The sequence below is a fragment of the Mesorhizobium ciceri biovar biserrulae genome, from assembly GCF_001618845.1.
GTDB classification, from domain to species: Bacteria; Pseudomonadota; Alphaproteobacteria; order Rhizobiales; family Rhizobiaceae; genus Mesorhizobium; species Mesorhizobium ciceri.
The window spans coordinates 1,556,293-1,578,193 of record NZ_CP015064.1 but is presented as its reverse complement, the minus strand read 5'-3'; the positions used below and the strand labels follow the sequence as shown (position 1 = coordinate 1,578,193).

Annotated in this window: 23 protein-coding genes; 16 read left to right on the top strand and 7 right to left on the bottom strand. The window is 63.7% G+C overall.

Going from position 1 to position 21,901, the window contains the following annotated elements; translation table 11 throughout:
- Positions 1-33 precede the first annotated feature (33 nt).
- From A4R29_RS06960 to A4R29_RS06925, 8 genes are all read left to right on the top strand, one after another.
- Positions 34-585: a MaoC family dehydratase gene (locus A4R29_RS06960; RefSeq protein ID WP_063173605.1), complete on the top strand. Its 552-nt coding sequence runs from the start codon at positions 34-36 to the stop codon at positions 583-585.
- A 1-nt stretch (position 586) separates the two neighbouring features.
- Positions 587-1,747, top strand: a complete 1,161-nt coding sequence (locus A4R29_RS06955; protein WP_063171558.1) for a CaiB/BaiF CoA transferase family protein — start codon at positions 587-589, stop codon at positions 1,745-1,747.
- The gene (locus A4R29_RS06950; protein WP_063171557.1) at positions 1,744-2,913 is read left to right on the top strand and encodes an extracellular solute-binding protein; all 1,170 of its coding nucleotides are present in this window, start codon (positions 1,744-1,746) and stop codon (positions 2,911-2,913) included. The genes A4R29_RS06955 and A4R29_RS06950 overlap by 4 nt, the downstream gene beginning before the upstream one ends.
- 25 nt (positions 2,914-2,938) lie before the next feature.
- Positions 2,939-4,117 (top strand): ABC transporter substrate-binding protein, encoded by a 1,179-nt coding sequence (locus A4R29_RS06945; protein ID WP_063173604.1) that lies wholly within the window; start codon positions 2,939-2,941, stop codon positions 4,115-4,117.
- 66 nt (positions 4,118-4,183) lie between these two features.
- The gene (locus A4R29_RS06940; protein WP_063171556.1) at positions 4,184-4,921 is read left to right on the top strand and encodes an ATP-binding cassette domain-containing protein; all 738 of its coding nucleotides are present in this window, start codon (positions 4,184-4,186) and stop codon (positions 4,919-4,921) included.
- Entirely contained in the window at positions 4,914-5,672 is a 759-nt protein-coding gene (locus A4R29_RS06935) for an ATP-binding cassette domain-containing protein (RefSeq protein WP_063171555.1), read from the top strand. Before A4R29_RS06940 ends, A4R29_RS06935 begins: the two co-directional genes overlap by 8 nt.
- Positions 5,669-6,619 carry an ABC transporter permease gene (locus A4R29_RS06930; protein WP_063171554.1) on the top strand — a complete coding sequence of 317 codons (951 nt, stop codon included), beginning with the start codon at positions 5,669-5,671 and terminating at the stop codon, positions 6,617-6,619. Before A4R29_RS06935 ends, A4R29_RS06930 begins: the two co-directional genes overlap by 4 nt.
- A 1-nt stretch (position 6,620) precedes the next feature.
- On the top strand, positions 6,621-7,592 hold the full coding sequence (locus A4R29_RS06925; protein WP_013533021.1) for an ABC transporter permease: 972 nt from the start codon (positions 6,621-6,623) through the stop codon (positions 7,590-7,592).
- A 9-nt stretch (positions 7,593-7,601) separates the two neighbouring features.
- Here A4R29_RS06925 and A4R29_RS06920 read toward each other — a convergent pair whose 3' ends face one another.
- Positions 7,602-8,441 carry an amidohydrolase family protein gene (locus tag A4R29_RS06920; protein ID WP_063171553.1) on the bottom strand — a complete coding sequence of 280 codons (840 nt, stop codon included), beginning with the start codon at positions 8,439-8,441 and terminating at the stop codon, positions 7,602-7,604.
- A 65-nt stretch (positions 8,442-8,506) separates the two neighbouring features.
- The gene (locus A4R29_RS06915; protein ID WP_013533023.1) at positions 8,507-9,292 is read right to left on the bottom strand and encodes an IclR family transcriptional regulator; all 786 of its coding nucleotides are present in this window, start codon (positions 9,290-9,292) and stop codon (positions 8,507-8,509) included.
- Positions 9,293-9,461: 169 nt separating this feature from the next.
- On the opposite strand from A4R29_RS06915, the gene A4R29_RS06910 reads away from it, so the two are divergent.
- The 8 genes from A4R29_RS06910 (at position 9,462) to A4R29_RS06875 (ending at position 16,762) form a co-directional block, all read left to right on the top strand.
- Positions 9,462-10,781, top strand: a complete 1,320-nt coding sequence (locus A4R29_RS06910) for an ABC transporter substrate-binding protein (RefSeq protein WP_063171552.1) — start codon at positions 9,462-9,464, stop codon at positions 10,779-10,781.
- A 135-nt stretch (positions 10,782-10,916) separates the two neighbouring features.
- Positions 10,917-11,813: a carbohydrate ABC transporter permease gene (locus tag A4R29_RS06905; RefSeq protein WP_013533025.1), complete on the top strand. Its 897-nt coding sequence runs from the start codon at positions 10,917-10,919 to the stop codon at positions 11,811-11,813.
- Positions 11,814-11,815: 2 nt separating this feature from the next.
- The gene (locus A4R29_RS06900; protein ID WP_063171551.1) at positions 11,816-12,682 is read left to right on the top strand and encodes a carbohydrate ABC transporter permease; all 867 of its coding nucleotides are present in this window, start codon (positions 11,816-11,818) and stop codon (positions 12,680-12,682) included.
- A 4-nt stretch (positions 12,683-12,686) separates the two neighbouring features.
- Positions 12,687-13,784: an ABC transporter ATP-binding protein gene (locus A4R29_RS06895; RefSeq protein WP_063171550.1), complete on the top strand. Its 1,098-nt coding sequence runs from the start codon at positions 12,687-12,689 to the stop codon at positions 13,782-13,784.
- A 5-nt stretch (positions 13,785-13,789) separates the two neighbouring features.
- Positions 13,790-14,902, top strand: a complete 1,113-nt coding sequence (locus A4R29_RS06890) for a mandelate racemase/muconate lactonizing enzyme family protein (RefSeq protein ID WP_063167541.1) — start codon at positions 13,790-13,792, stop codon at positions 14,900-14,902.
- Positions 14,903-14,911: 9 nt separating this feature from the next.
- A complete protein-coding gene (locus A4R29_RS06885) occupies positions 14,912-15,241 on the top strand; it encodes an L-rhamnose mutarotase (RefSeq protein WP_063171549.1) in 330 nt (109 codons plus the stop codon).
- Positions 15,234-16,310 carry a Gfo/Idh/MocA family protein gene (locus A4R29_RS06880; protein WP_063171548.1) on the top strand — a complete coding sequence of 359 codons (1,077 nt, stop codon included), beginning with the start codon at positions 15,234-15,236 and terminating at the stop codon, positions 16,308-16,310. The genes A4R29_RS06885 and A4R29_RS06880 overlap by 8 nt, the downstream gene beginning before the upstream one ends.
- Entirely contained in the window at positions 16,307-16,762 is a 456-nt protein-coding gene (locus A4R29_RS06875; protein ID WP_027163926.1) for a MaoC/PaaZ C-terminal domain-containing protein, read from the top strand. Before A4R29_RS06880 ends, A4R29_RS06875 begins: the two co-directional genes overlap by 4 nt.
- A gap of 14 nt (positions 16,763-16,776) precedes the next feature.
- Here A4R29_RS06875 and A4R29_RS06870 read toward each other — a convergent pair whose 3' ends face one another.
- From A4R29_RS06870 to A4R29_RS06850, 5 genes are all read right to left on the bottom strand, one after another.
- Positions 16,777-17,574 carry an ABC transporter permease subunit gene (locus A4R29_RS06870; protein ID WP_013533032.1) on the bottom strand — a complete coding sequence of 266 codons (798 nt, stop codon included), beginning with the start codon at positions 17,572-17,574 and terminating at the stop codon, positions 16,777-16,779.
- Between the two features lie 3 nt (positions 17,575-17,577).
- The gene (locus A4R29_RS06865) at positions 17,578-18,435 is read right to left on the bottom strand and encodes a 2-aminoethylphosphonate ABC transporter permease subunit (RefSeq protein ID WP_063167537.1); all 858 of its coding nucleotides are present in this window, start codon (positions 18,433-18,435) and stop codon (positions 17,578-17,580) included.
- Positions 18,428-19,573 (bottom strand): ABC transporter ATP-binding protein, encoded by a 1,146-nt coding sequence (locus A4R29_RS06860; protein ID WP_013533034.1) that lies wholly within the window; start codon positions 19,571-19,573, stop codon positions 18,428-18,430. The genes A4R29_RS06865 and A4R29_RS06860 overlap by 8 nt, the downstream gene beginning before the upstream one ends.
- Positions 19,574-19,602: 29 nt before the next feature.
- Positions 19,603-20,634, bottom strand: coding sequence for a 2-aminoethylphosphonate ABC transporter substrate-binding protein (locus A4R29_RS06855; RefSeq protein WP_013533035.1), 1,032 nt, complete (start codon positions 20,632-20,634; stop codon positions 19,603-19,605).
- A gap of 255 nt (positions 20,635-20,889) precedes the next feature.
- On the bottom strand, positions 20,890-21,900 hold the full coding sequence (locus A4R29_RS06850; protein ID WP_013533036.1) for a C-terminal binding protein: 1,011 nt from the start codon (positions 21,898-21,900) through the stop codon (positions 20,890-20,892).
- Between the last annotated feature and the right edge of the window lies 1 nt (position 21,901).

Sequence of the window (21,901 nt, the reverse complement as noted above, 5' to 3'; positions counted from 1 at the left end):
GACGTGCCCCGTGCAGGTCTGGCGGTGCCGACCATGAGCGATTTCGCACCTACCGTCGGTGTCGCCTCGACGCATCCCAAGAACATGCCGGCGGATCACGCCGCGCTGCCGGTGTGGAACGCCGAAAATTGGTTCTATGAGGATTGGCCGGTCGGGCAGAAGATCCGCTCGTTGCGGCGCACAATGGCCGAAGGCGACAGCCATTTGTTCAACACGCTGGTGCTCGACATTCACCCCTATGTGCAGGACCAGATGTTTGCCGAGAGCGAAGGCATTTTCGGCAAGCGGCTGATCGCCGGCGCCTTCGTCTTTTCGGCTGGCCTGGGACTGGTCGCCACCAACTGCGTCAACGCCTTTTCCTATGGCTACGACAAGCTCCGCTTCATAAAACCCGTCTTCATTGGCGACACGATCTATTCGATCCGCTCCAACCTCGACAAGAAGCCGCGATACAAGGAAATGGGGCTGATCCGCGCCAGCTACGAGGTGTTCAAGGGTGAAGGCGAGCTCGTTTTGTATTGCGAGCATCTGCAGACGGTGAAGTACCGCAACCCGGCCGACTTCGTCGGCAAGACGGAGAAATAGCATGCCGGCAGCAGCCGAATTGCCGCTCGCCGGTCTCGTCGTCGTCGACATGAGCCAGTTCCTGTCCGGGCCCTATTGCTCGCTCAGGCTGCTCGATCTCGGCGCCCGCGTCATCAAGATCGAGCGTCCGGATGGCGGCGACCTGTCGCGCCGGCTCTATCTCAGCGACACCGAGATCGGCGGCGATTCCACCATCTTCCACGCCATCAACCGGGCCAAGGAAAGTCTTGCCATCGACCTCAAGAACGAGGCCGATCTCGAGGCGTTGCGCGGCCTTCTGGCCAAGGCTGATGTGCTGATCCAGAATTTCCGGCCGGGCGTCATCGAGCGGCTCGGCTTGGACTATGAGGCGGTCCGCAAGATCAACCCGCGGCTGGTCTATGCCTCGATCAGCGGCTATGGCGAAGACGGACCATGGGTCAAGAGACCCGGCCAAGACCTGCTGGCGCAGGCGCGCTCCGGTGTGATGTGGCTGAACGGCGATGAGGACCAAGGGCCGGTGCCGTTCGGTCTTGCCATCGGCGACATGCTGGCCGGTGCCGCCTGCGCGCAGGGCATTCTGGCCGCACTCGTGCGGCGCGGCATCACCGGCCAGGGCAGCCATATCGAAACCAGTCTCCTGGAAGCGCTGGTCGATTTCCAGTTCGAGGTGCTGACGACGCATCTCAATGACGGCCGCCGGCTGCCCAGGCGCTCCAGCTTCCGCAGCGCGCATGCCTATCTGTCCGCGCCTTACGGTGTTTACCCGGCCAAGGACGGATACCTCGCCATCGCCATGACGCCGATCCCCAAGCTGGCCGATCTCCTGTCGCTCAGCGAACTCGCACCCTATCGCGACAAGCCTGCGTCGTGGTTCACCGCGCGCGACGACATCAAGGCGATCATCGCACAGCGGATCGCCACCAAGACGATCGACGAGTGGCTTGATATCCTCGAGCCGGCCGACATCTGGTGCGCCAAAGTGCTGACCTGGCCCGAGATGCTGGCAAGCGAGGGGTTCCAGTCGCTCGATATGCTGCAGACGGTGACGCGCGAGGACGATGTGTCGATCCTCACCACGAGTTCGCCGCTCCGGGTCGATGGCATAAGAGCCAAGGCCGATCGGGCGGCGCCCCGCATCGGCGAGCACAGTGCCGCCATCCGCGCGGAGTTCGGCCTGTGAGTTCGCCCAAGCTCAAAGGCATGACCTGGAGCCATCCGCGTGGCTATGATCCGATGGTCGCCTGCTCGGCGCTGTGGCAGCAGAAGACCGGTATTGCCATCGAATGGGACAAGCGCTCGCTGCAGGACTTCGAATCCTTCCCGGTCGAAGAACTGGCGCGCGCCTATGACCTCATCGTCATCGACCATCCGCATGTCGGCCAGATCACGGCCGAAGGCTGCCTGGAGCCGCTGGATGTCGCCGGACGCGAGGCAGATCGTGCAGCCCTTGCCTCGGGCAGCGTTGGCCAGTCCTATCCGAGCTACAACTGGCATGGGCGGCAATGGGCCTTCCCGATCGATGCGGCGGCCCAAGTCCAGGCATGGCGGCCGGACGCGATCGCGGCGCCGCCGGCGCGCTGGAGCGAGGTGCTCGATCTCGCCCGGCAAGGCCGCGTGCTGCTGCCGCTGCGGCCGCCTCACGTGTTGATGGTGTTCTACACGCTTGCCGGCAATCTCGGGCGTGCCTGCACGACCGATCCGTCCCACGATCTGATCGATGTGGAGATCGGTAGCCAAGTCTTCGAGGCAATGCGCGAGATCGCAGCGCTGGTCGATCCCGCGTGTTTCGAGATGGACCCGATTGCCGTCTCCGAACGTATGGCGGAGGCCGGTTCCAGGTTCGTCTGCGCGCCACTGATCTATGGTTACGTTTCCTATGCGACGGCTGGCTTTCGGGCGAACCGGCTGGCCTTTGCCGATGTTCCGGTCATCGGTTCCGGCGGCCCGGTCGGTTCGGCGCTTGGCGGCACCGGCATAGCCGTATCAGCCTTTTCCAAAGCCAGGGATGCCGCGATCGACTTCGCCTATTGGGTCGCGAGCGGCGATGTCCAGCGTGACGCCTATGCCGCCGCCGGCGGCCAGCCCGGCCATGCAGCGGCCTGGGAGGACCAGGCTGTCAATGAAGCGACCGGCGACTTCTATCGGGATACGCGCGCGACGCTGGAGGGTGCATGGGTGCGGCCGCGCCACGACGGCTACATGACTTTCCAGCAAGCAGCATCCGAACGCATCCTTTCCGGCATGACCTCCCGGCATCAAGCCCGACAGGTTGTTGCCGATCTCAATCGCCTGTTTCGGGAGAGTTCCCCGGTGCAGGTGTCCGGCGCTGCCGGTGGAGGAGCCTGAACCAAACCGAACGGAGGAGAACGAGATGACAGGAATGATCCGCGGCCTGCTGGCCGCAACCGCGCTTGCAACGACCGCCTTTGCGCAGGATGTGCAAGGCGTCATCGGCGGGCTGCCGACCGAACTCAAGGCGCAATATGACGGCGCGCCGCAGAAGGTGCTGCCTTCGGCCTGGGACAATTTCACAGCGCCGCCGAAACCGTGGAAATGGTGCCACTCGGAATCCTACCAGGGCAACCCGTGGCGGGTCACGGTGACCAAGGAATTGAAGCGTCTCGTCGACGGGCTGATCGCCGACGGAACGGTGTCCAGCTTCGAGGTGTCTGATTCCAACAACGACGCCAGCCAGCAGATCAACCAGATCCGCGCCTTCATCGACAAGAAGTGCTCGATCATCACCTCGATCCCGGGCTCGGCGACGGCACTCGATGATGCGATCGACGCTGCCGCCAAAGCCGGCATTCCGTTCATCACCGCTGCCGGTTCGGTGACCAGCCCGAACGCCATCAATGTCGATTCCAACTATGCGCGCTGGGGCTACGACATGATGGCGGCGATCGGCAAGGCGCAGCCGGACGGCGCCAGCATCCTTCTGGTCGAAGGCATCGCCGGACACCCGATCGTGGTGCAGGAGCGCCAGGGCGCGGACAAGGCGCTGACTGAAAATCCGAAGCTGAAGATCTCGCGCAATGTCAATGGCAACTGGACAGCCAACGTCACCAAGACCGTGGTGCTGCAGGCGATCGCCACCAACCCGGCGCCGATCGATGCAGTGTGGACGACAGGCAGCGAAAGCCGCGTCGTCGCCGAAGCCTTCGCAGAAGCCGGCCGGCCCGCACCATTGATCACCGGCTCGATCACCGGCGATGCGCTGGGCTACTGGAAGGCCAACCCCGACAAGTACCGCTTCGAAGGCCATGCGGTGCTGCCGCATTGGACCGCGCAGACGCTGTTCCGCGTCGGCGAGCGCATGCTCGACGGGCAGAAGCCGAAGCTGAACACGCTGCTGATCCCGATCCCGCCTGTCCACACCGCCGATCTCGGTGCCTGGTACAAGGACTGCATGACGACGGACGCCGTGTCTATCTTCCCGATCCCGCCGAAAGATCCGATGCCGGAGGAATGGCTCGACGCCTATTTCTCGAACCCGGCGCCAACCAAGGGCTGGGACTATTCGAAGGTGCCCGATGCCTGTGCAAAGTGACGCCTGCTAATCTCTCAACAGGCCGGCTCCTTTCGGGGAGCCGGCCTGCCAGCATCGAAATGCGACATGCTTGAAGTCAAAACCATATCCAAACGCTATGGCGAGACGATCGCGCTCGCGGACGCATCGATCGCGTTTCGGGCGGGAACCATCCACACCATCCTGGGCGAGAACGGTTCGGGCAAGAGCACGATGGTCAAGCTGTTGTCCGGCATCGTCCAGCCGGACAGCGGCGCGATCCTCCTGCACGGCAAGCCGTTCTCGGGCGCCAACCCCTCGGCCTTCCAGGCGCAAGGCTTCGCCACGGTGTTCCAGGAGGTGCTGATCGCGCCGGATCGCAGCGTGACCGACAACATCCTGCTCGGCCTCGACCGGCTGGTCCGGCGCGCTGTGCCCCGCAACGAGCGCCGTGACCGGGCGAAAGCTGCGCTTAAGCGCTTCGCGGTCACCGACGTCCCTCTCGACATGCCAGCCGGCCTGCTGCCGCTCGCCGCGCAGCAATTGGTCGTCCTTGCTCGCGCGATCGTGCGCAACCCAAAGATCCTGATCCTCGACGAGGTCACCGCCGCGCTCGACTTCGCCGATCGCGAATCCGTTTTTTCGTTGATGCGTACGCTTGCCGGCGAGGGCTGCCTGATCCTGTTCATCACCCACCGCATGGACGAGGTGATGTCGCTTTCGGATCGCATCTCGATCCTGCGGGGCGGCAGCGTGGTGCGCACCGAAGAGCGCGGCGCTTCGACGCCGGCTGAGCTTCTCAAGACAATGGCGCCACGTACCGCCGCGGAGCTTGCGCATGGCTGATCGCACCGCTCTCGATTTTGGTGGTCTTGCCGTTCGCGAACTCGTCATCGCGCCCGGCGCCAGCCCGATCACGCAGGCAATCGCTCCGGGTGAGATCGTCGGGCTTGCCGGCCTCGATGGTCATGGCCAGGAGCTGTTTCTCAAGATGCTTGCTGGCCTGGAACCGCCGCATGGCGGCTCGATCGAACTCGGTGCATCGGATGCGTCCCGTAAGATCACCGGGTTTCGCAAGGCTGTCGCCAGCGGCATCGCCTATTTGCCGCGCGACCGACGCGCCAACGGCATTTTCCCGACGCAGTCGGTGCTCGACAACTTCGCCGTTTCGACTCTGTCGCGCGACACACGACTCGGCCTGATCAGCCCGGCGGCGCGCAAGGCGCGCTACGACATCTACCGCGAAAAACTGTCAATCGCCGCACCCCGGCCCGATGCGCCGATCACCACTTTGTCGGGCGGCAACCAGCAGAAGGTGCTGCTGGCGCGGGCCTTGGCGCTGGAGCCCGCGATCCTGCTCCTCAACGATCCGACGCGTGGCGTCGACGTGGCGACGCGGCATGTTCTCTACGACGTGTTTCGCGGGCTGGCGGCCGACGGCATGGGGCTCGTCATCCTGTCCAGCGAAATCGAGGAGATTCTTCTCCTGTGCCAGCGCGTGCTGGTGTTCCGTGAGAATGAAGTCGCGGCCGAGATCGCCGGCAACGCGCTCACCACCGACGGCGTGATATCAGCCATGTTCGGACGTGCGGCATGAGCCCTGTTGCGCGCCTCCTGTCCCTTGGACGAAATTTCGGCTTCGCCGTCGTGCTGCTGGTCGTGCTGCTTGCGGTCAATCTCATCCTCAGCCCGGGACGGTTCCAGCCGGGTTCCTGGGGGGCGCTGGTCGGATTGGCGGCGCCCTTGATCGGTGCTGCCATCGCCTCCACGCCTGTCATCCTCGCCGGGCGTGGCGGAATCGACATCTCGGTCGGGCCATTGATGGGCTTTGTCAACGCTTTGACGATCCAGGTGCTGTTCCTCGGCACCGGCATCTCGTCGCCCTTGGTGCTCGTTCCGGCGGCGTTGCTCGTCGGCGCGCTGGTGGGCGCGGCGAACGGCTTCCTGGCGACAATCGTGCGCATTCAGCCGATCGTCGCCACGCTCGGCACCTATCTGATCCTGACCGGCGTGACGCTGACAATCCTGCCGGCGCCGATCGGCCCAGCGCCGGCCTGGCTCAAGGCGCTGTCCGGTTCGCTGTCGATGCTGCCGCTGGCGGCGATGCTCGTCGCCTGGTGGCTGGTGCGGCGCACACCATACTACGACCAGCTTATGGCGGTCGGCAGCGACGACCGCACCGCCTACACCGCCGGTGTCGATGTCACGCGCGTGCGCTTCATCGCCTATGTCATGACCGGCATCCTCGGCGGATGCGCCGGGCTGATGCTGACCGCGCTGATCGGCTCGGCTGATCCCAATATCGGGCCGACCTACACACTGATCGCCATCGCCGCCGTAGCACTTGGCGGCGTCAGCCTGGCCGGCGGCCGTGGTGGCGTGGCGGGTGCCGCCATCGGCGCCATCGACATCTTCCTGCTGCAGAGCGTGCTGACGACGTTCAACGTCTCGACCTTCGTGCTGCAGATCGCCTACGGCGCGATCCTGGTGCTGGCGGTGATGCTGACAGCGCTGCAGGAACGTCTTGCCATGGGGAGACGCTGACATGGTTTTGCGCCAAAACCTCTTCGCGACAACCAACGCCCGCGTCGTCGGCGCCTTCTGCGTCGCCGCCCTTCTGCACCTTGCCGGCACAATTCTCATTCCCGGCTACTCGGCGCCGTTTGCGATACGGGCCATGCTGGTGCTCGCCTCGCTGCTCGCCGTGGCCTCGATTGGCCAGACGCTGGTCGTCATCATGGGCGGCATTGACCTTTCGATCCCCTTCGTCATCGGCTTTGCCAATGTTGTGGCGGCGCAGCTTTATGGCGATGGCTGGAACTTTTTTCTCGTCTGCGGCCTGGTCGGCGCGCTGGCGCTCGTCATCGGCGGGCTGAACGGGCTGATCTCGCGCAGCCTCGACATCCAGCCGCTCATCGTCACGCTCGGAATCGGCATGGTCGTGCAAGGGCTGGTGCTGCTGTGGACAGCCGGCTTCCCGTCAGGCTCCGCGCCACAAGCGGTTTCCAGCTTCGTCTCGATCGGCGGATCGGCCGGCCCGCTGCCGGTGCCGTGGCTGGTGCCAAGCCTGGTCGTGCTGGCGGCGCTGGTCGTGCTGGTGCTGGAGCGGACGCCCTATGGCCGCCGGCTCTATGCGTTGGGCAGCAATCCGGGAGCGGCGCCGCTGGCGCTGATCGATCCGGTTCGCATGTGGGTCATCACCTATGCAGCAAGCGCCTTCTTCGCCGCTGTCGCGGGCGTGCTGCTGCTCGGCTTCACCGGCTCGGCCTATGGCGATGTCGGCCAGCCCTATCTGTTCCAGACCATCGCAGCGGTCGTCGTCGGCGGCGCAGCACTGGTCGGCGGCCGGGGCAGCTATCTCGGCACGATCGCCGGCGTGCTGGTGCTGACCGAGATCAACACGCTGCTCATCGGCCTCGGCTTCCAGCCCGCGGCAGTGCAGGCCGCGCTCGGCTTCGTCATCGTGCTGCTGGTTTCGCTCTATGGCCGCGAACGGCACGTCTCGGCAACCATCTGAAAGGACCTGTCAGTCGAGCCGCCACAGCTTGCGGGCATTGTCGGACAACAGCCTGTCGCGCTCGGCAATGCTGCAGCCCGAGAGCAATGCATGGGTCGCCGCCACCCAGGTCGACAGGCCGCCGCCTAGCGTGCAGACCGGCCAGTCGCTGCCCCAGACGACGCGGTCCCAGCCGAATGAATTGATGGTGTGCTCGACGTACGGCCGCAACGTCTCGACCGTCCAGCTGCCGGCATCGGCATAGGCGACGACACCGGAAATCTTGGCCATGACATTCGGGCGCCGGGCGATCTCGCTCATATGCTCGCGCCATTGATGTTCCCTGTTGCCATTGATGTCGGGCACGCCGCAATGGTCGAGGACGAACGTCACATCGGGTGCCAGGTCGGCAAGCACGATAGCCTTGGGAATCTGGTGCGGCAGCACGACGAGATCGAAGGTCAGGCCGGTGCCGCCAAGCCGCTTGATGCTGTCGCGGAACACCGCACCTTCCGAGAGCTCGTCGGGCGCGACATGAAGGACGCGGCGAAAGCCCTTTACGAACGGGTTTGCCCGCTGCCGTTCGAGATAGGCCGCGAAGTCTCCTTCCTCAGGACGGCAGGACGCGATCACCCCGGCCAGCATGCTGCCGGGCTGCCGTGACAGTCCTTCCACACGAGCCGTCTCGGCTTCGATGTCGGCCGGATCGACATCGACCTCCATATGCAGCACGCGCTCGACGCCGACACGCTGCGCCTCCGTCGTGTAGTCTTCATAAGAGAAATCGCGGTTGAGCGCCGGCACGCCGGCGAGCCAGGGATAGCGCAGGGCCGAGCGATCGATGAGGTGAAGATGGGTGTCGATGATCATGGCGAGGCTCCTCCCTCTGGCTTTTCAAATCATCTCACGAGAGAATTCTTCATTCAAATAAGAATTCACACCGATGAGCCGACTGCTGATCCAGCAAGGTGCGACAGCTTTTCACACGTTGCCAGCAACAGTTCGATTGTCCTGGTGATATCGGGTGCGGAAGGCGCGTTGACCACCGTGATGTAGGGAATCGACAGCGCGGCGATCGCCTTGCCGTCGGAACTGCGCACCGGGGCCGACAGGTTGAAGACGCCGGCTGTCTGCATCGAAGCCATCATCTCGTAGCCACGGTCGCGGATCTGGTCGAGACGGGTGAAGAACTCGCTCGATTGCGCCGTCTTGTCGGTGCTGCGGACGTGTTCGGAAATCATCATCTGGCGCTCTTCCGGTGAGCGGAAGGCGAGCAGCACATGTCCCGAGCCGGTATCGAATAGACTGATATGGGAGCCGACCCGGATCGATATGCCCCAGTAGTTCGGTGCTTCCTGCTGACCGATGACGACGGCAGAACCACGATCAAAAACAACGAGTTGGTTGGCCTGCTGCGATGTCTCGGCAAGCTCACGCATCAGCGGCGTCGCATAGGAGACCAGCCGCCGTACCGGCGCGTGCAGCTGTGCCAGGCCGAACAGCTTGAGCGTCAGCGAATAGCGGTCGCCGTCGAGGCGCGTGACGTAGCCACGCCGCACCAGCCGGTCCAGCATGCGATAGAATTCGTTGGGACTGCGGTCGAGTTTCTTGGCGATTTCGGCCTGGGTCAGGCCACCGTCGACGCCCGCCAGCAGTTCAAGGATATCGAGCCCCTTGTCGAGCGCCGGCGCGCGATAGCGCTCGTCTTCGCTGTCGTCCATGGGCTCATCCTCCAGTGAATTTCGCCCTTCATATACGCAGGAACGTGCGCGGCGGAAACAAATTTCGCCTTGACGTGTCTATGAATGTTTTGTTTGTATATGAATGTAGCACTTCTTGTCATCAGACGAGTTGCGGTCGCCGCGAAGGCGGCACCAAGGGAGGATACCAATGAACAGACTGCTTTCCGGCGTGTGCGCCGGCGCATTGTTGCTCGCGTCAGGTGCAGGCGCTGCTCTTGCCGGCGACCTGCCCGGCAAGTTCGAAGGCGTGACCGTCGACGTGAAGCTGATCGGCGGCCAGCAATATGAAAAGCTCTACGAACGCATTCCCGAATGGGAGAAAGCGACTGGCGCCAAGGTCAACATCCTGACCAAGAAGAACGGCTTCGACATCGACAAGGAGCTCAAGTCGGACATCGCCTCGGGCAGCACCAACTGGTGCGTCGGCTGGAACCACTCGTCGTTCGCGCCGCAATATACGGGCCTCTACACCGACCTCAGCAAATTGCTGCCCAAGGAAGAGATCGACGCCTTCGTGCCGTCGACCATCAAGTCGGCTACCATCGACGGCAAGCTGGAGATGCTGCCGCGCGCGCAGTTCGACGTTTCGGCGCTCTACTACCAGAAGAGCCTGTACGAGAACGCCGACAACAAGACCAAGTTCAAGGCGAAATACGGCTATGATCTGGTGCCGCCGGACACCTGGAAGGAAGTCACCGACCAGGCCGAGTTCTTCGCCAACCCGCCCAATTTCTACGGCACCCAGTTCGCCGGCAAGGAAGAGGCGATCAACGGCCGCTTCTACGAGATGGTCGTCGCCGAGGGCGGCGAATATCTCGACAAGGACGGCAAGCCGGTCTTCAACTCCGAGGCCGGCATCCGGGCGCTCGACTGGTTCGTCAACCTCTACAAGGCCAAGGCCGTGCCGGCCGGCACCACCAACTATCTCTGGGACGATCTCGGCCAGGGCTTTGCGTCCGGCACTGTCGCCATCAACCTGGATTGGCCGGGCTGGGCCGGCTTCTTCAACGATCCGAAGTCGTCGAAGGTCGCCGGCAATGTCGGCGTCAAAGTCGCGCCGAAGGGTTCGTCCGGCAAGCGCACCGGCTGGTCCGGCTTCCATGGCTTCTCGGTGACCGAGAACTGCCCCAACAAGGAGGCCGCGGCTTCCCTGGTTTGGTGGCTGACCAACGAGGACAGCCAGAAGCTCGAGGCCGCCGCCGGTCCGCTGCCGACCCGCACCGCGGTCTGGGACTGGGACCTGAAGCAGGCCGAAAACGATCCTTACAAGAAGGAGGTTCTTACCGCTTTCCAGGAAGAGGCCAAGCACGCCTTCGCCGTGCCGCAGACGCCTGAATGGATCGAGATCTCGAACGCCGTCTATCCCGAGCTGCAGGCGGCGATCCTCGGCGACAAGACCTCGAAACAGGCACTGGATGAAGCCGCCGCCAAGGCGACACAAATCCTCCAGGACGCCGGCAAGCTCTAGCAACGGCTCCCAGGGCTGCCTCCCCCATCAGCAATGGGGGAGGCGATCGCGTTGCGCGGGATGCCAGCGGTTTACGCTAACCCTTCGCGCCCAGCCAACGCACCGCCGTCCAAATACAAACACTCAAGGATTCTGATGAAGGGCTTCAAGCCATCCGCGCCATTCCTGCTGCTGCTTCCGGCCATGATCGTGCTGGCGGCGGTGGTGGTGGTGCCGCTGCTTCTGTCGCTCTATTCGAGCTTCACCCCGTTCCGCCTGACGCGGCCCGAAACGTTCTACGTCTTCATCGGCATCCGGAACTATCTTTCGATCCTGTCCAACACCGACTTCTGGTGGGCCTTCGGTCGCACGGTTCTGCTGCTGACCATCGCGCTCAATCTCGAAATGCTGCTCGGGCTCGGCCTCGCCATGCTCGTCGAGAAGGCGACGCGCGGCCAGCGCATCCTGCGCACGCTGATGATGTTTCCGATGATGTTCTCGCCGATCCTGGTCGGCTTCCAATTCAAGTTCATGTTCAACGACAATATCGGCCTGGTGAACAATGCACTGCAGTCGCTCGGCATCACGCGAGACGCCATACCGTGGCTGATCGAGGGCCATCTCGCCTTCATCGCCATCTCGATCGCCGAGATCTGGTCGTCGACGGCGATCTTCGCCATCCTGATCCTCGCCGGCCTGCTCGCCATGCCCAAGGAGCCGATCGAGGCGGCGCGGGTCGACGGCTGCACGCCGTGGCAGACATTCCGCTATGTGACGTGGCCATTCGTCATGCCCTTCGCCTACATCGCCATGACCATCCGTTCGCTCGACGTGGCGCGCGCCTATGACATCGTCAAGATCATGACCGATGGCGGACCGGCGGGCCGCACCGAACTGCTATGGACCTTGGTGGCCCGCACCGCCTACAGCGACGGGCGCATGGGCATGGCCAACGCCATGGCCTATTTTTCGATCCTGCTGTCGATCGCCTTCACCGTCTACTTCTTCAACAAGCTCGCCGCGGCGCGCACGCAGATCGGTGCGGAGTGGTGAAGATGGACGAGAATTCTTCCGCCCGCCTGAAGCGCCGGCTGCTGGGCATCGTCTATCGCATCGGCCTGTTCCTGGCGATGCTGACCATCTGCCTGCCGGGCCTGTGGATCGTGCTGTCGTCGCTGCGGCCGACGGTCGAGATCATGGCAAAGCCACCGGTGTGGATCCCACAGGAGATTTCGTTCGACGCCTATGTCGCGATGTTCTCAGGCATCGGCAAGGGCGGCATCCCGGTGATTGAATATTTCCGCAACTCGCTGATCATCTCGGTGACCTCGACGGTGATTGCGGTGGCCATCGGCATGGCAGGCGGCTATGCGTTCGCCCGCTATCGTTTTCGCGGTAAATCGAGCGTCTTCCTCGGCCTGATGCTGACGCGCACCGTGCCGGGCATCGCGCTCTCGCTGCCGCTGTTCTTCCTCTATGTGCGGCTCGGCATCATCGACACCCATTTCGGGCTGATCCTCGCCTATGTCGCGCTCAACGTGCCGTTCACCATCTGGCTGATCGACGGCTTCTTCCGCCAGGTGCCCAAGGACCTCGCGGAAGCAGCGCAGATCGATGGCTGCACGCGCTGGCAGGCGTTCTGGCAGGTCGAGTTTCCGCTCGCCGGACCGGGCATTGCGTCGGCCGCGATCTTCGCCTTCCTGACCTGCTGGAACGAGTTCGCGCTGGCCTCGCAGCTGACCCGCTCGGTGAGCGCCAAGACGCTGCCGGTCGGCCTGCTCGACTACACGGCCGAGTTCACCATCGATTGGCGCGGCATGTGCGCGCTGGCCGTGGTGATGATCATCCCGGCGCTCACCCTCACCTACATAGTCCAGAAACACCTTGTCGGCGGCCTGACCTCCGGCGCGGTGAAAGGCTGATCCCATGGCAACCGTTACCCTCACCAAGCTGACCAAGCGCTACGGCACTATTGGGATCGTGCACGGCATCGATCTCGACATTGCCGACCGCGAGTTCATTGCGCTGGTCGGCCCGTCCGGCTGCGGCAAGTCGACGACGCTGCGCATGATCGCCGGGCTGGAGGAAATCAGCGCCGGCTCGATCGAGGTCGGCGGACGCATCGTCAACGATTTGCCGCCACGCTCGCGCAACATCTCGATGGTGTTCCAATCCTATGCGCTCTATCCGCACATGACGGTGCGCGAGAATCTCGGCTTCTCCCTGAAGATCGCCGGCGCCGCCAAAGAAGACATGGACCGCCGCGTCGCCGAGGCCTCGGCCATCCTCGGCCTCGACACGTTGCTCGACCGCCGCCCGTCGCAACTGTCCGGCGGTCAGCGCCAGCGCGTCGCGATGGGCCGCGCCATCGTGCGCGACCCCGATGTGTTTCTGTTCGACGAACCGCTTTCCAATCTCGACGCCAAATTGCGCACGCAGATGCGCACCGAGATCAAGAAGCTGCATGCCAAGGTGCAGTCGACAGTGATCTACGTCACCCACGACCAGGTCGAGGCGATGACGCTTGCCGATCGCATCGTCATCATGCGCGACGGTCATATCGAACAGGTCGGCACGCCCGACGAGGTGTTCCGGCGGCCGGCGACGCGCTTCGTCGCCGGCTTCATCGGCTCACCGCCGATGAATCTGCACGAGGCGACGATCGATGACGGCCAGATGGTTTTCGCCAGTGGCGAAAGACTGCCGCTGCCCACTCAGTTCAAGGCCAATGTCACCACCGGCGACAAGATCGTGTTCGGGCTGCGGCCGGACGACATCTATCCGACCGGCCATGGCATCAGTTCCGGTGGCGCGGCCGACGTCCACCAGATCGAACTGCCGATCACGGTCACCGAGCCGCTCGGCAACGAGACGCTGGTGTTCGTCGAATTCAACGGCACGGACTGGGTGTCGCGCATGCTGAACCCGAGGCCACTGCGGCCGGGCGAGCGGGTCGCCATGAGCCTCGACATGTCGCAGGCGCATCTGTTTGCCACTGAGACCGGAAAGACATTGCGGAGCTGATCGGCATGGCCAGAATCGAGAAAGTCGACCTTTGCATGGTGGACCTTGTGCCCAAGGTCAAGCGCACCGACGCGATCCAGAGCTTCGTCAGCCAGGAAACGCCGATCGTCACGATCACCGATTCCGACGGTGCGGTCGGCACCGGTTACAGCTACACGATCGGCACCGGCGGTTCGTCGGTGATGCGGCTGCTCTCGGACCATCTGGTGCCGCGCCTGATCGGCCGCGATCCCGACATGATCGAGGCGATCTGGCACGATCTCGAATTCGCCACCCATGCCACGACCATCGGTGCCATCACCGCCATCGCGATCGCCGCCATCGATACAGCACTCTGGGATCTGCGGGCCAAGAAGCAAAACCTGCCTTTGTGGAAACTGGCCGGCGGCGCCAAGGATCGTTGTCCGCTTTACACCACCGAAGGCGGTTGGCTGCACATCGAGACGCAGGCGCTGGTCGACGATGCGCTGGCCGCCAAGGCGAAGGGATTTCGCGGCTCGAAAGTCAAGATCGGCAGGCCGCACGGGTCGGAGGATCTTGCCCGCCTGTCGGCGGTGCGCAAGGCGGTCGGCGACGGCTACGAGATCATGACCGACGCCAATCAGGGGTTTTCGGTCGACGAAGCGATCCGGCGCGCTGCGAGGCTGCGTGAGCTCGACCTCGCCTGGATCGAGGAACCGCTGCCGGCAGACGACATCGACGGGCATGTGCGATTGTCGAACTCGACGCCGACGCCGATCGCCATCGGCGAGTCGCTCTACTCCCTCCGCCATTTTCGCGAGTACATGCAGAAAGGCGCCTGCTCGATCGTGCAGGTCGATGTCGGCCGTATCGGCGGCATCACGCCCTGGCTCAAGATTGCGCACGCGGCAGAGGCCTTCGACATTCCGGTCTGCCCGCATTTCCTGATGGAACTGCATGTCAGCCTGACCTGCGCTGTTCAGAACGGCCGATATGTCGAGTACATTCCGCAGCTCGACCAGTTGACCGGCAAGCGCATGCGCATCGAAGATGGCCAGGCGCTGGCGCCCGACGAACCGGGAATCGGCATCGATTGGGACTGGGACGCGGTCAAGGCCATGAGCATCGCCGAATTCACCACGGCGATCACGAAATAGGAGACTGATATGCAGCGGATGGGGATGATTCTCGGACTGAAGCCGGAAAAGGTCGAGGAGTATGTCCGCCTCCATGCCGCCGTCTGGCCCGGCGTGCTGACCATGATCTCGGCCTGCAACATCAAGAATTATTCGATCTACCTGAAGCGGCCGGAGAACCTGCTGTTTTCCTATTTTGAATACCACGGCACCGACTATGCCGCCGACATGGCCAAGATGGCGGCCGACCCGAAGACGCAGGAATGGTGGGCCGTCTGCATGCCCTGCCAGGAGCCGCTGGCGACCCGCCAGGAGGGCGAGTGGTGGGCCGAGATGGATGAGGTCTTCCATCATGACTGAAGGCGGCTTCGACCCTGCCTTGCTCGTTCAATCCTGGCCAAAACCCTCAAGACCCCGGCCGATCGTCACCTTCGGCGCGGGATCGATCGTCGGCGACGCGCATTTCCCAGCCTACCGGAAGGCCGGCTTTCCGGTTGCCGGGCTTTATGATCCTGATCATGTCAGGGCTGAAAAGCTGGCCAGCCAATGGGGCGTGACGGCCTTTGGCTCGGTCGAAGAAGCGACTGCTGTCGAGGGCGCGATCTTCGATCTTGCCACCCCGCCGTCGCATCATGCCGATGTGCTGAAGTCCTTGCCTGACGGCGCGGTGGCGCTGATCCAGAAGCCGATGGGCAGCAATCTTGCCGAGGCGACCGCGATCCTCGAAATCTGCCGCGCCAGGAGGCTGCACGCGGCGGTGAACTTCCAATTGCGCTTCGCGCCAATGATGCTGGCGCTGAAGGATGCCATCGGCAAGGGCTGGCTCGGCGAGATCGTCGACTTCGACGCCTGGCTGGCGCTGGCGACACCATGGGAGCTTTGGGAATTCCTGCTCAAGGCGCCGCGCGTCGAGATCGCCATGCATTCGATCCACTATCTCGACCTGATCCGGCAGTTGCTCGGCGACCCCAGAGGCGTGCACGCCAAGACGCTCGGCCATCCCAACCATAAGGTGGCGCAGACGCGCACCAGCGCCATTCTCGACTATGGCGACACCGTGCGTTGCGCGCTGTCGATCAACCACGACCACAAATTCGGTCGCCGGCATCAGGCCTGCGAGTTCCGCATCTGCGGCACAGAGGGTGCCGCCTATCTCAAGCTGGGTCTCAACCTCGATTATCCCACAGGCGAACCGGATGTATTGGAGATCTATCCGAAGGGCGGAACGGGCTGGATCGCCGTGCCCTTGGCCGGCGAGTGGTTTCCCGATGCCTTCGTCGGCCGCATGGCCAATGTCCAGCGCTTTGCGACCGGAGAAGATGATACGCTGATAAGCCCCGTCGAAGATGCCTGGAGCACGATGGCGCTGGTCGAGGCGGCGTATCAGTCGAGCGCGGCACCGGCGACGCCGATTGCGGAAAGACCCTGATGGAACAGATCCAGTATTTCGAGGATTACGAGATTGGCGCGTCGCGCCTAACAAGCGGCCGCACCATCACCGAGACCGACTTCATCGTCCATGCCGGCCACACCGGCGATTTCTTTCCGCACCACATGGACGCCGAGTACATGAAGACGACGCCATTCGGCCAGCGCATCGCGCATGGCACGCTGGTGTTCTCGGTCGGCATCGGGCTGACCGCGAGCGTCGTTAACCCTGTCGCCTTTTCCTACGGCTACGACCGGCTGCGCTTCATCAAGCCGGTGTTCATCGGCGACACAATCCGCACGCGCACCACCATCGCGGTCAAGGAAGACGATCCCAAGCGGCCGGGTTCAGGACGGGTGATCGAGCGGTGCGAAGTGATCAACCAGCGCGGCGACGTGGTGCTGGCGGCAGACCACATCTACATCGTCGAACGCAGGCCGGCGCAGGGCTGAGACTCGGGAAAGTCCTACGAGCCGGTAGCGCGCTTGGTAATGCGCTCCAGCCCGAGCAAGAGAACCAGCGTCGCCACGACCAGGATCATTGTCAGTGCCGCGCCGGCAAAGATGTCGCCGCGATCGGTAAGGCTGAAGATCGAGACCGGCAGCGTCACCCAACCCGGCGGGTAGACCATGACGGTGGCGCCGAGTTCCCCCATCGACAGCGCGAAACTGAGACCGAAGGCGGCGACCAGATAGGGTGCGAGCAAGGGCAGTGTGACGTGCCAAAGCCGGTAGGCCGGGCGAGCGCCGAGGCTCGATGCCACCTGCTCGAAGTCGGGCGACAGCCGCGCCAGTCCAGCCGAGACATTGCCGAAGGTGAAAGCCGAGATCAGCACGAAATGCGCGATCATGACGATCGCGATCGTGCCGTTGAGCAGCAGCGGCGGATGGCTGAAGGCAACCAGCAGGCCAAGGCCGACAGACACCGAAGGGACCGCGCTTGGGATGAAGAACAAAAGGCCGAGCAGCCGCCGCAAGGCATGGCCCTGGAGGCGCAGCGACAGGGCCGCCCAGGTGCCGCTGACCAGCGCCAGCGCGCTGGCCAGGAAGCCGGTGACCAGGCTGGCCTTGACCGCTCTGCCGGCGGCACCGGAAATGACATCAGTGTAGTGCTCCGTCGTCAGGCCGTTGGGCAGCACGCCGTTCCACTGGTCGGCGAGGCTGGACAGGAGGATGACCGCGAGCGGCGCCAGGAACAGCACGCCGAAGATCAGTGCGAAGAGCACCCACAGGACAAGACGACCGGAGCGTGACCAGACCAGCATAGGCTAGGCTCCCAACCGGCCGGCGGCGAAACGGTAGAGGCCAAACAGGCCGAGCGACAGCGCGATGTTGACGACGGCGATGATACAGGCGACCTGATAGGCCGATTCCTGGATCGCCTTGCCGTAGATCAGCAGCGGCAGGGTGATGACGCCCTTGGCGCCGATGAACAGCACGATGCCGAATTCGTTGACGGTCAACAACAGGCAGAGGCTGCCGCCGGCGATGAGTGCCGGGATTGCCGCCGGCAGGATGACCTGGCGAACGATGCGAAACGGCCGCGCGCCGAGCACGCTCGCCGCTTCGATCTGGCCACGGTCGACCAGCGAAAAGGCGGCGAGCAGCGGCCGCAGGATGAAGGGTGTGTAGACAGTGACCTCGGCCAGGATCACACCCCACGCGGAATAGAGGAAATCGACGGGCGGCAGCGGCAGCGAAAAGGTCTCCATCAGCCCGGCATTGAGCATGCCGGCGGAGCCGTAGAGGAAGGTGAAGGCAAGCGTCACCAGGAATGTCGGCAGCGCGATGAAGGTATCGATCAGCCGGGCGATGAAGCCGCTGCCGGGGAACGGCACGAAGGCCAGAATCAGCGCCAGCACGAGGCCGACGACCAGGCATCCGGCTGTCGCCGCGACCGAGATCGACACCGTGTTGATCAGCGCGTTGAGGAAGAAGCGCGAATGCAGCACGCGGATGACTTCGGCGACATTGGCGACGCCACTGTCGTCGAGGAAGGCCTGGCGGGCAATCAGTGCCAACGGATAGAAGAACAGCAGCGCCAGCAGGGCCGCCGGTGGCACTATCCACAATTTACCCGACGAGAGCTTCATCGCCGGCGCAGGGATGGCGACCGCCTCAGACACCGGCGTCTTCCGGGAGAAGCGAGGTGTCGGCGGGCGCGAAGAACAGCGGCACCTTGGCGCCGGGTTCGGGCAAGGCGATCGGCAGCCTGGTCGCCGAGACACGCACCGGCGTGCCGTCGACGTCGAGCACGAGATGGGTCAGTTCGCCCTGCCAGTGCACTTCCTGGAGCGTGCCCACGATGCGGTTGGTATGGTCGCTGTCGGCGGTCAGGCTGAGATGCTGCGGCCTGATACAGAGCAGGCTCTTGTCGCCGGCCTTCTCGTTGCGGCCGGCGCCGGTCAGCAGCGCGTCACCATGCCTTGCCGTGGCAAATCCCTTCGGCCCGACGGCCTCGGCAACCGTTACCGGAAGAAGATTGGCGCGGCCGAGGAACTCGGCCGTAAAACGGTTTGGCGGGCGGCGGTAGAGTTCGGTCGTCGGTCCATGCGAACAGACCCTGCCGTCGCGCATGATGGCGATTTTGTCGGCAAGCGTCAGCGCCTCGGTCTGGTCGTGGGTGACATAGAGGATCGTCAGGCCGGGCAGGCTGCGGTGCAGCCGCGCAATCTCCTCGACCATGTTGCGGCGGATCTGGGCGTCGAGCGCCGAGAGCGGCTCGTCGAGCAGGAGCACGCGCGGCCGCACGGCCAAGGCACGCGCAATCGCCACGCGCTGCTGCTGGCCGCCCGAAAGCTCGCGCGGATAGCGCCGGGCATAGGCCGACATGCCGACAGTGCCCAGCGCATCCTTGATCCGCTCACCGATCAGCGCCTTGTCGGCGCCCTGTGCTCTGAGGCCGAAGGCAACGTTGTCCTCGACCCGCATATGCGGAAACAGCGCGTAGTTCTGCACCACCATGCCAAGGCCGCGCTCGTAGGGCGGCAGATCGGTCACATCGGTGGCGCCGATGCGGATCCGCCCGCTGGCGGGTCGCACGAAGCCCGCCACGGCGCGCAAGGCCGTCGTCTTGCCGGATCCGGATGGGCCGATCATCGCCAGGATCTCGCCAGGTGCGATATCCAGGGTCAGCGGATGCAGGACGACATGCGCGCCATAGGCAACGCTGACCTTGTCGAAATGGACATTGGAGCCGGCGCCGCGAACCTTCGCGGCGTCGATGTCCATGACACTGGTACCAGTAAACGCTGCGGCCGACATGGCGTGGTCCTCCGGGTTTCCCTTGCGGATCAACTTCCGGTCGCTTCGTTCCAGCGCTTGACATAATCGGGCAGCTTGCTCAGCGCGTCGTCCCAGTTCGGCGACCAGATGGTCACGCCTTTCATCGCCTCCTGCGCCTTGGCGAAGTTGGCGTCATCCGGCTTGACGTCCTTGCGAGCCGGCATGCCGAGCGCAACGGAACTGATGCTCGACTGGGCTTCCTTGGAGAGCAGGAAGTCGATCAGTTTCTTGCCGTTGTCTGCGTTGGGTGCGCCGGTGACCAGGCCGATTTCATAGGGCAGCGCGAAGGTGGAGCGCACACCGTCAGGTCCAGCCGGCCAGAACACCTTGATATTGGGATTGTCGGCCATCTGCGACATGTTCATCTGCAGATCGCCATTGGCGACATGCAGCTCACCCTTGTTGACCAGCGCGGTCAGCTTGCCGGTCGAAGCGGAGGGGCCGACATTGTTGTCCTGCAGCTTCTTCATGAACTCGAAGCCGGCATCCTCGCTGCCGAAGGCGTGGATGATCTGCAGCATGACGGCGGTGCCGTCACCGGCCTGGCCGGGGGTAGAATACTGGATCTTGCCCTTGAACTTCGGATCGAGCAGGTCGTTGTAGGCCTTTGGCGCTTCCGGCAGGACGGCACTGTTGTAGATGAAGTTCATATAGTTGTTGACCAGCGGCCGGTACTTGTCTGTGCCGCCATCGATCTGGTCGGCGGCTTCCGGCTTGTAGTCCTGCAGCAGGCCGTCAGCCGCGGCCCGCTGCACGAAGGGCGGCAAGGTCACCAGCACGTCGGCCTGCGGATTCGACTTTTCCTTGGCGACACGCTCGACGACGCCGCCGGAACCTGCCTCGATATACTGCACGGTGATGCCGGTGGCCTTGGTGAAGGCGGCGAATTCGGTCTCGAACCAGCTGCCATTGCCGTCATGCAGGCCGTCGGCGGAATAGATGGTGACGACGCCGTCGGCGAGTGCCGGTCCGACAAGAGCCGACGACGCCAACAGCGACGCGGCGAAGGCCATAGCTATGGTTGCCTTTTGCGATTTCATGCTCAGTTCCCCTGTGATTGATGGCACATTCTGCGATGCACTGTGACGATCTCGCCTGTAGGCCGGAGCCTTATGCGGCACCGTTCGATCTCGTCGTTGTGCCGACTTTGGGGACGGACGATCGATAAGTAAAATCTATTTATTTTATGAGAGGCAAATTTTACCTGATAGTTGTCATGGAACTGTCGCAACGCTCGCCCGGCTTCGATTCCGGCCTCGCGGAAGGCCCGCGATTGGCTGCAGAGATGGTGATGGTCAGCCGAATGAAACCCCAGATGTCTGCGCCCGCAGCCGCGGGTCGAACGAACGAACGGTAACCGGCCGGCCTTCGAGAATTTCGAAGCAGCGCGCGAGCGTGTCGTCTTCGAGCCGGCGCATGGCCCCCTGCGTGAAGAAGGTGAGATGCGGAAACAGGATGACGTTGTCGCGGCCGAACAGCGCGCTCATCGGATGGCCCGATTTGGCCAGCGGCTCGACCGAATAGACGTCGAGCCCGGCGCCGCCGATGCGCCCCGAGATGATCGCCTCGACAAGGGCGGCCTCGTCGATCAGCGCGCCGCGCGAGACGTTGACGATGATAGCGGAAGGCTTCAGGCAAGCGAGCTCGGCTTCACCAATCAAGCCGCGCGTCCTGTCGTTCAGCACGCAGTGGAGGGAAACGAAATCGCAGGCGCGCAGCATGACGTGGAGGTCTTCTACCTTCTCGATGCCGGCGGTGCGCATGGTTGCGACATCGACACCGGGATCGAAGCCGAGAACGCGCGCGTGAAATCCTTGGCCTGCCATGCGCGCCATGCTGCGGCCGATCTTGCCGCAGCCGACGAGCCCAAGCGTGGCGCCGGACATGTCGCGCCCCAGCCAGCGTTGCTCGGGCCAGATCCAACCATCACGTGACACCGCCGCGGTGATGGAGGGCAGCCGCTTGGCCAGCGCGATCATCAGCGCGAAGGCGCCTTCGGCGACGGTTTCCTCAGCATAATCCGGCACGTTGACAACGGGAATGCCACGCCGCATCGCGGCGGGGATGTCGATGGCATCGACGCCGACGCCATATTTGACAATGCCGTTCAATCTGGGAGCCGCCTCGATCACCCGTGCGGTGATCGGCGTGTAGCACATCAGCAAAAGATCGGCGTCCGCAACGGCCTGCATGAGATCAGCTTCGGGGATGCCGTCCGGCAGCGTCACCAGTTCGACCCCCCTCGCCCGCAAGCCGGCGTCGATGCCGGGACATTCGAGTTCGCGGTCGGTGCGCACGGCCTTCACG

What these genes read in the sequence shown, in the direction of transcription:
- A4R29_RS06955 (WP_063171558.1), top strand. Translation starts at nt 587, where the DNA reads ATGCCGGCAGCAGCCGAATTGCCGCTCGCCGGTCTCGTCGTCGTCGAC.
- A4R29_RS06940 (WP_063171556.1), top strand. Translation starts at nt 4,184, where the DNA reads ATGCTTGAAGTCAAAACCATATCCAAACGCTATGGCGAGACGATCGCG.
- A4R29_RS06930 (WP_063171554.1), top strand. Translation starts at nt 5,669, where the DNA reads ATGAGCCCTGTTGCGCGCCTCCTGTCCCTTGGACGAAATTTCGGCTTC.
- A4R29_RS06935 (WP_063171555.1), top strand. Translation starts at nt 4,914, where the DNA reads ATGGCTGATCGCACCGCTCTCGATTTTGGTGGTCTTGCCGTTCGCGAA.
- A4R29_RS06860 (WP_013533034.1), bottom strand. Translation starts at nt 19,573, where the DNA reads ATGTCGGCCGCAGCGTTTACTGGTACCAGTGTCATGGACATCGACGCC.
- A4R29_RS06915 (WP_013533023.1), bottom strand. Translation starts at nt 9,292, where the DNA reads ATGGACGACAGCGAAGACGAGCGCTATCGCGCGCCGGCGCTCGACAAG.
- A4R29_RS06895 (WP_063171550.1), top strand. Translation starts at nt 12,687, where the DNA reads ATGGCAACCGTTACCCTCACCAAGCTGACCAAGCGCTACGGCACTATT.
- A4R29_RS06855 (WP_013533035.1), bottom strand. Translation starts at nt 20,634, where the DNA reads ATGAAATCGCAAAAGGCAACCATAGCTATGGCCTTCGCCGCGTCGCTG.
- A4R29_RS06870 (WP_013533032.1), bottom strand. Translation starts at nt 17,574, where the DNA reads ATGCTGGTCTGGTCACGCTCCGGTCGTCTTGTCCTGTGGGTGCTCTTC.
- A4R29_RS06945 (WP_063173604.1), top strand. Translation starts at nt 2,939, where the DNA reads ATGACAGGAATGATCCGCGGCCTGCTGGCCGCAACCGCGCTTGCAACG.
- A4R29_RS06880 (WP_063171548.1), top strand. Translation starts at nt 15,234, where the DNA reads ATGACTGAAGGCGGCTTCGACCCTGCCTTGCTCGTTCAATCCTGGCCA.
- A4R29_RS06920 (WP_063171553.1), bottom strand. Translation starts at nt 8,441, where the DNA reads ATGATCATCGACACCCATCTTCACCTCATCGATCGCTCGGCCCTGCGC.
- A4R29_RS06890 (WP_063167541.1), top strand. Translation starts at nt 13,790, where the DNA reads ATGGCCAGAATCGAGAAAGTCGACCTTTGCATGGTGGACCTTGTGCCC.
- A4R29_RS06925 (WP_013533021.1), top strand. Translation starts at nt 6,621, where the DNA reads ATGGTTTTGCGCCAAAACCTCTTCGCGACAACCAACGCCCGCGTCGTC.
- A4R29_RS06885 (WP_063171549.1), top strand. Translation starts at nt 14,912, where the DNA reads ATGCAGCGGATGGGGATGATTCTCGGACTGAAGCCGGAAAAGGTCGAG.
- A4R29_RS06900 (WP_063171551.1), top strand. Translation starts at nt 11,816, where the DNA reads ATGGACGAGAATTCTTCCGCCCGCCTGAAGCGCCGGCTGCTGGGCATC.
- A4R29_RS06960 (WP_063173605.1), top strand. Translation starts at nt 34, where the DNA reads ATGAGCGATTTCGCACCTACCGTCGGTGTCGCCTCGACGCATCCCAAG.
- A4R29_RS06905 (WP_013533025.1), top strand. Translation starts at nt 10,917, where the DNA reads ATGAAGGGCTTCAAGCCATCCGCGCCATTCCTGCTGCTGCTTCCGGCC.
- A4R29_RS06910 (WP_063171552.1), top strand. Translation starts at nt 9,462, where the DNA reads ATGAACAGACTGCTTTCCGGCGTGTGCGCCGGCGCATTGTTGCTCGCG.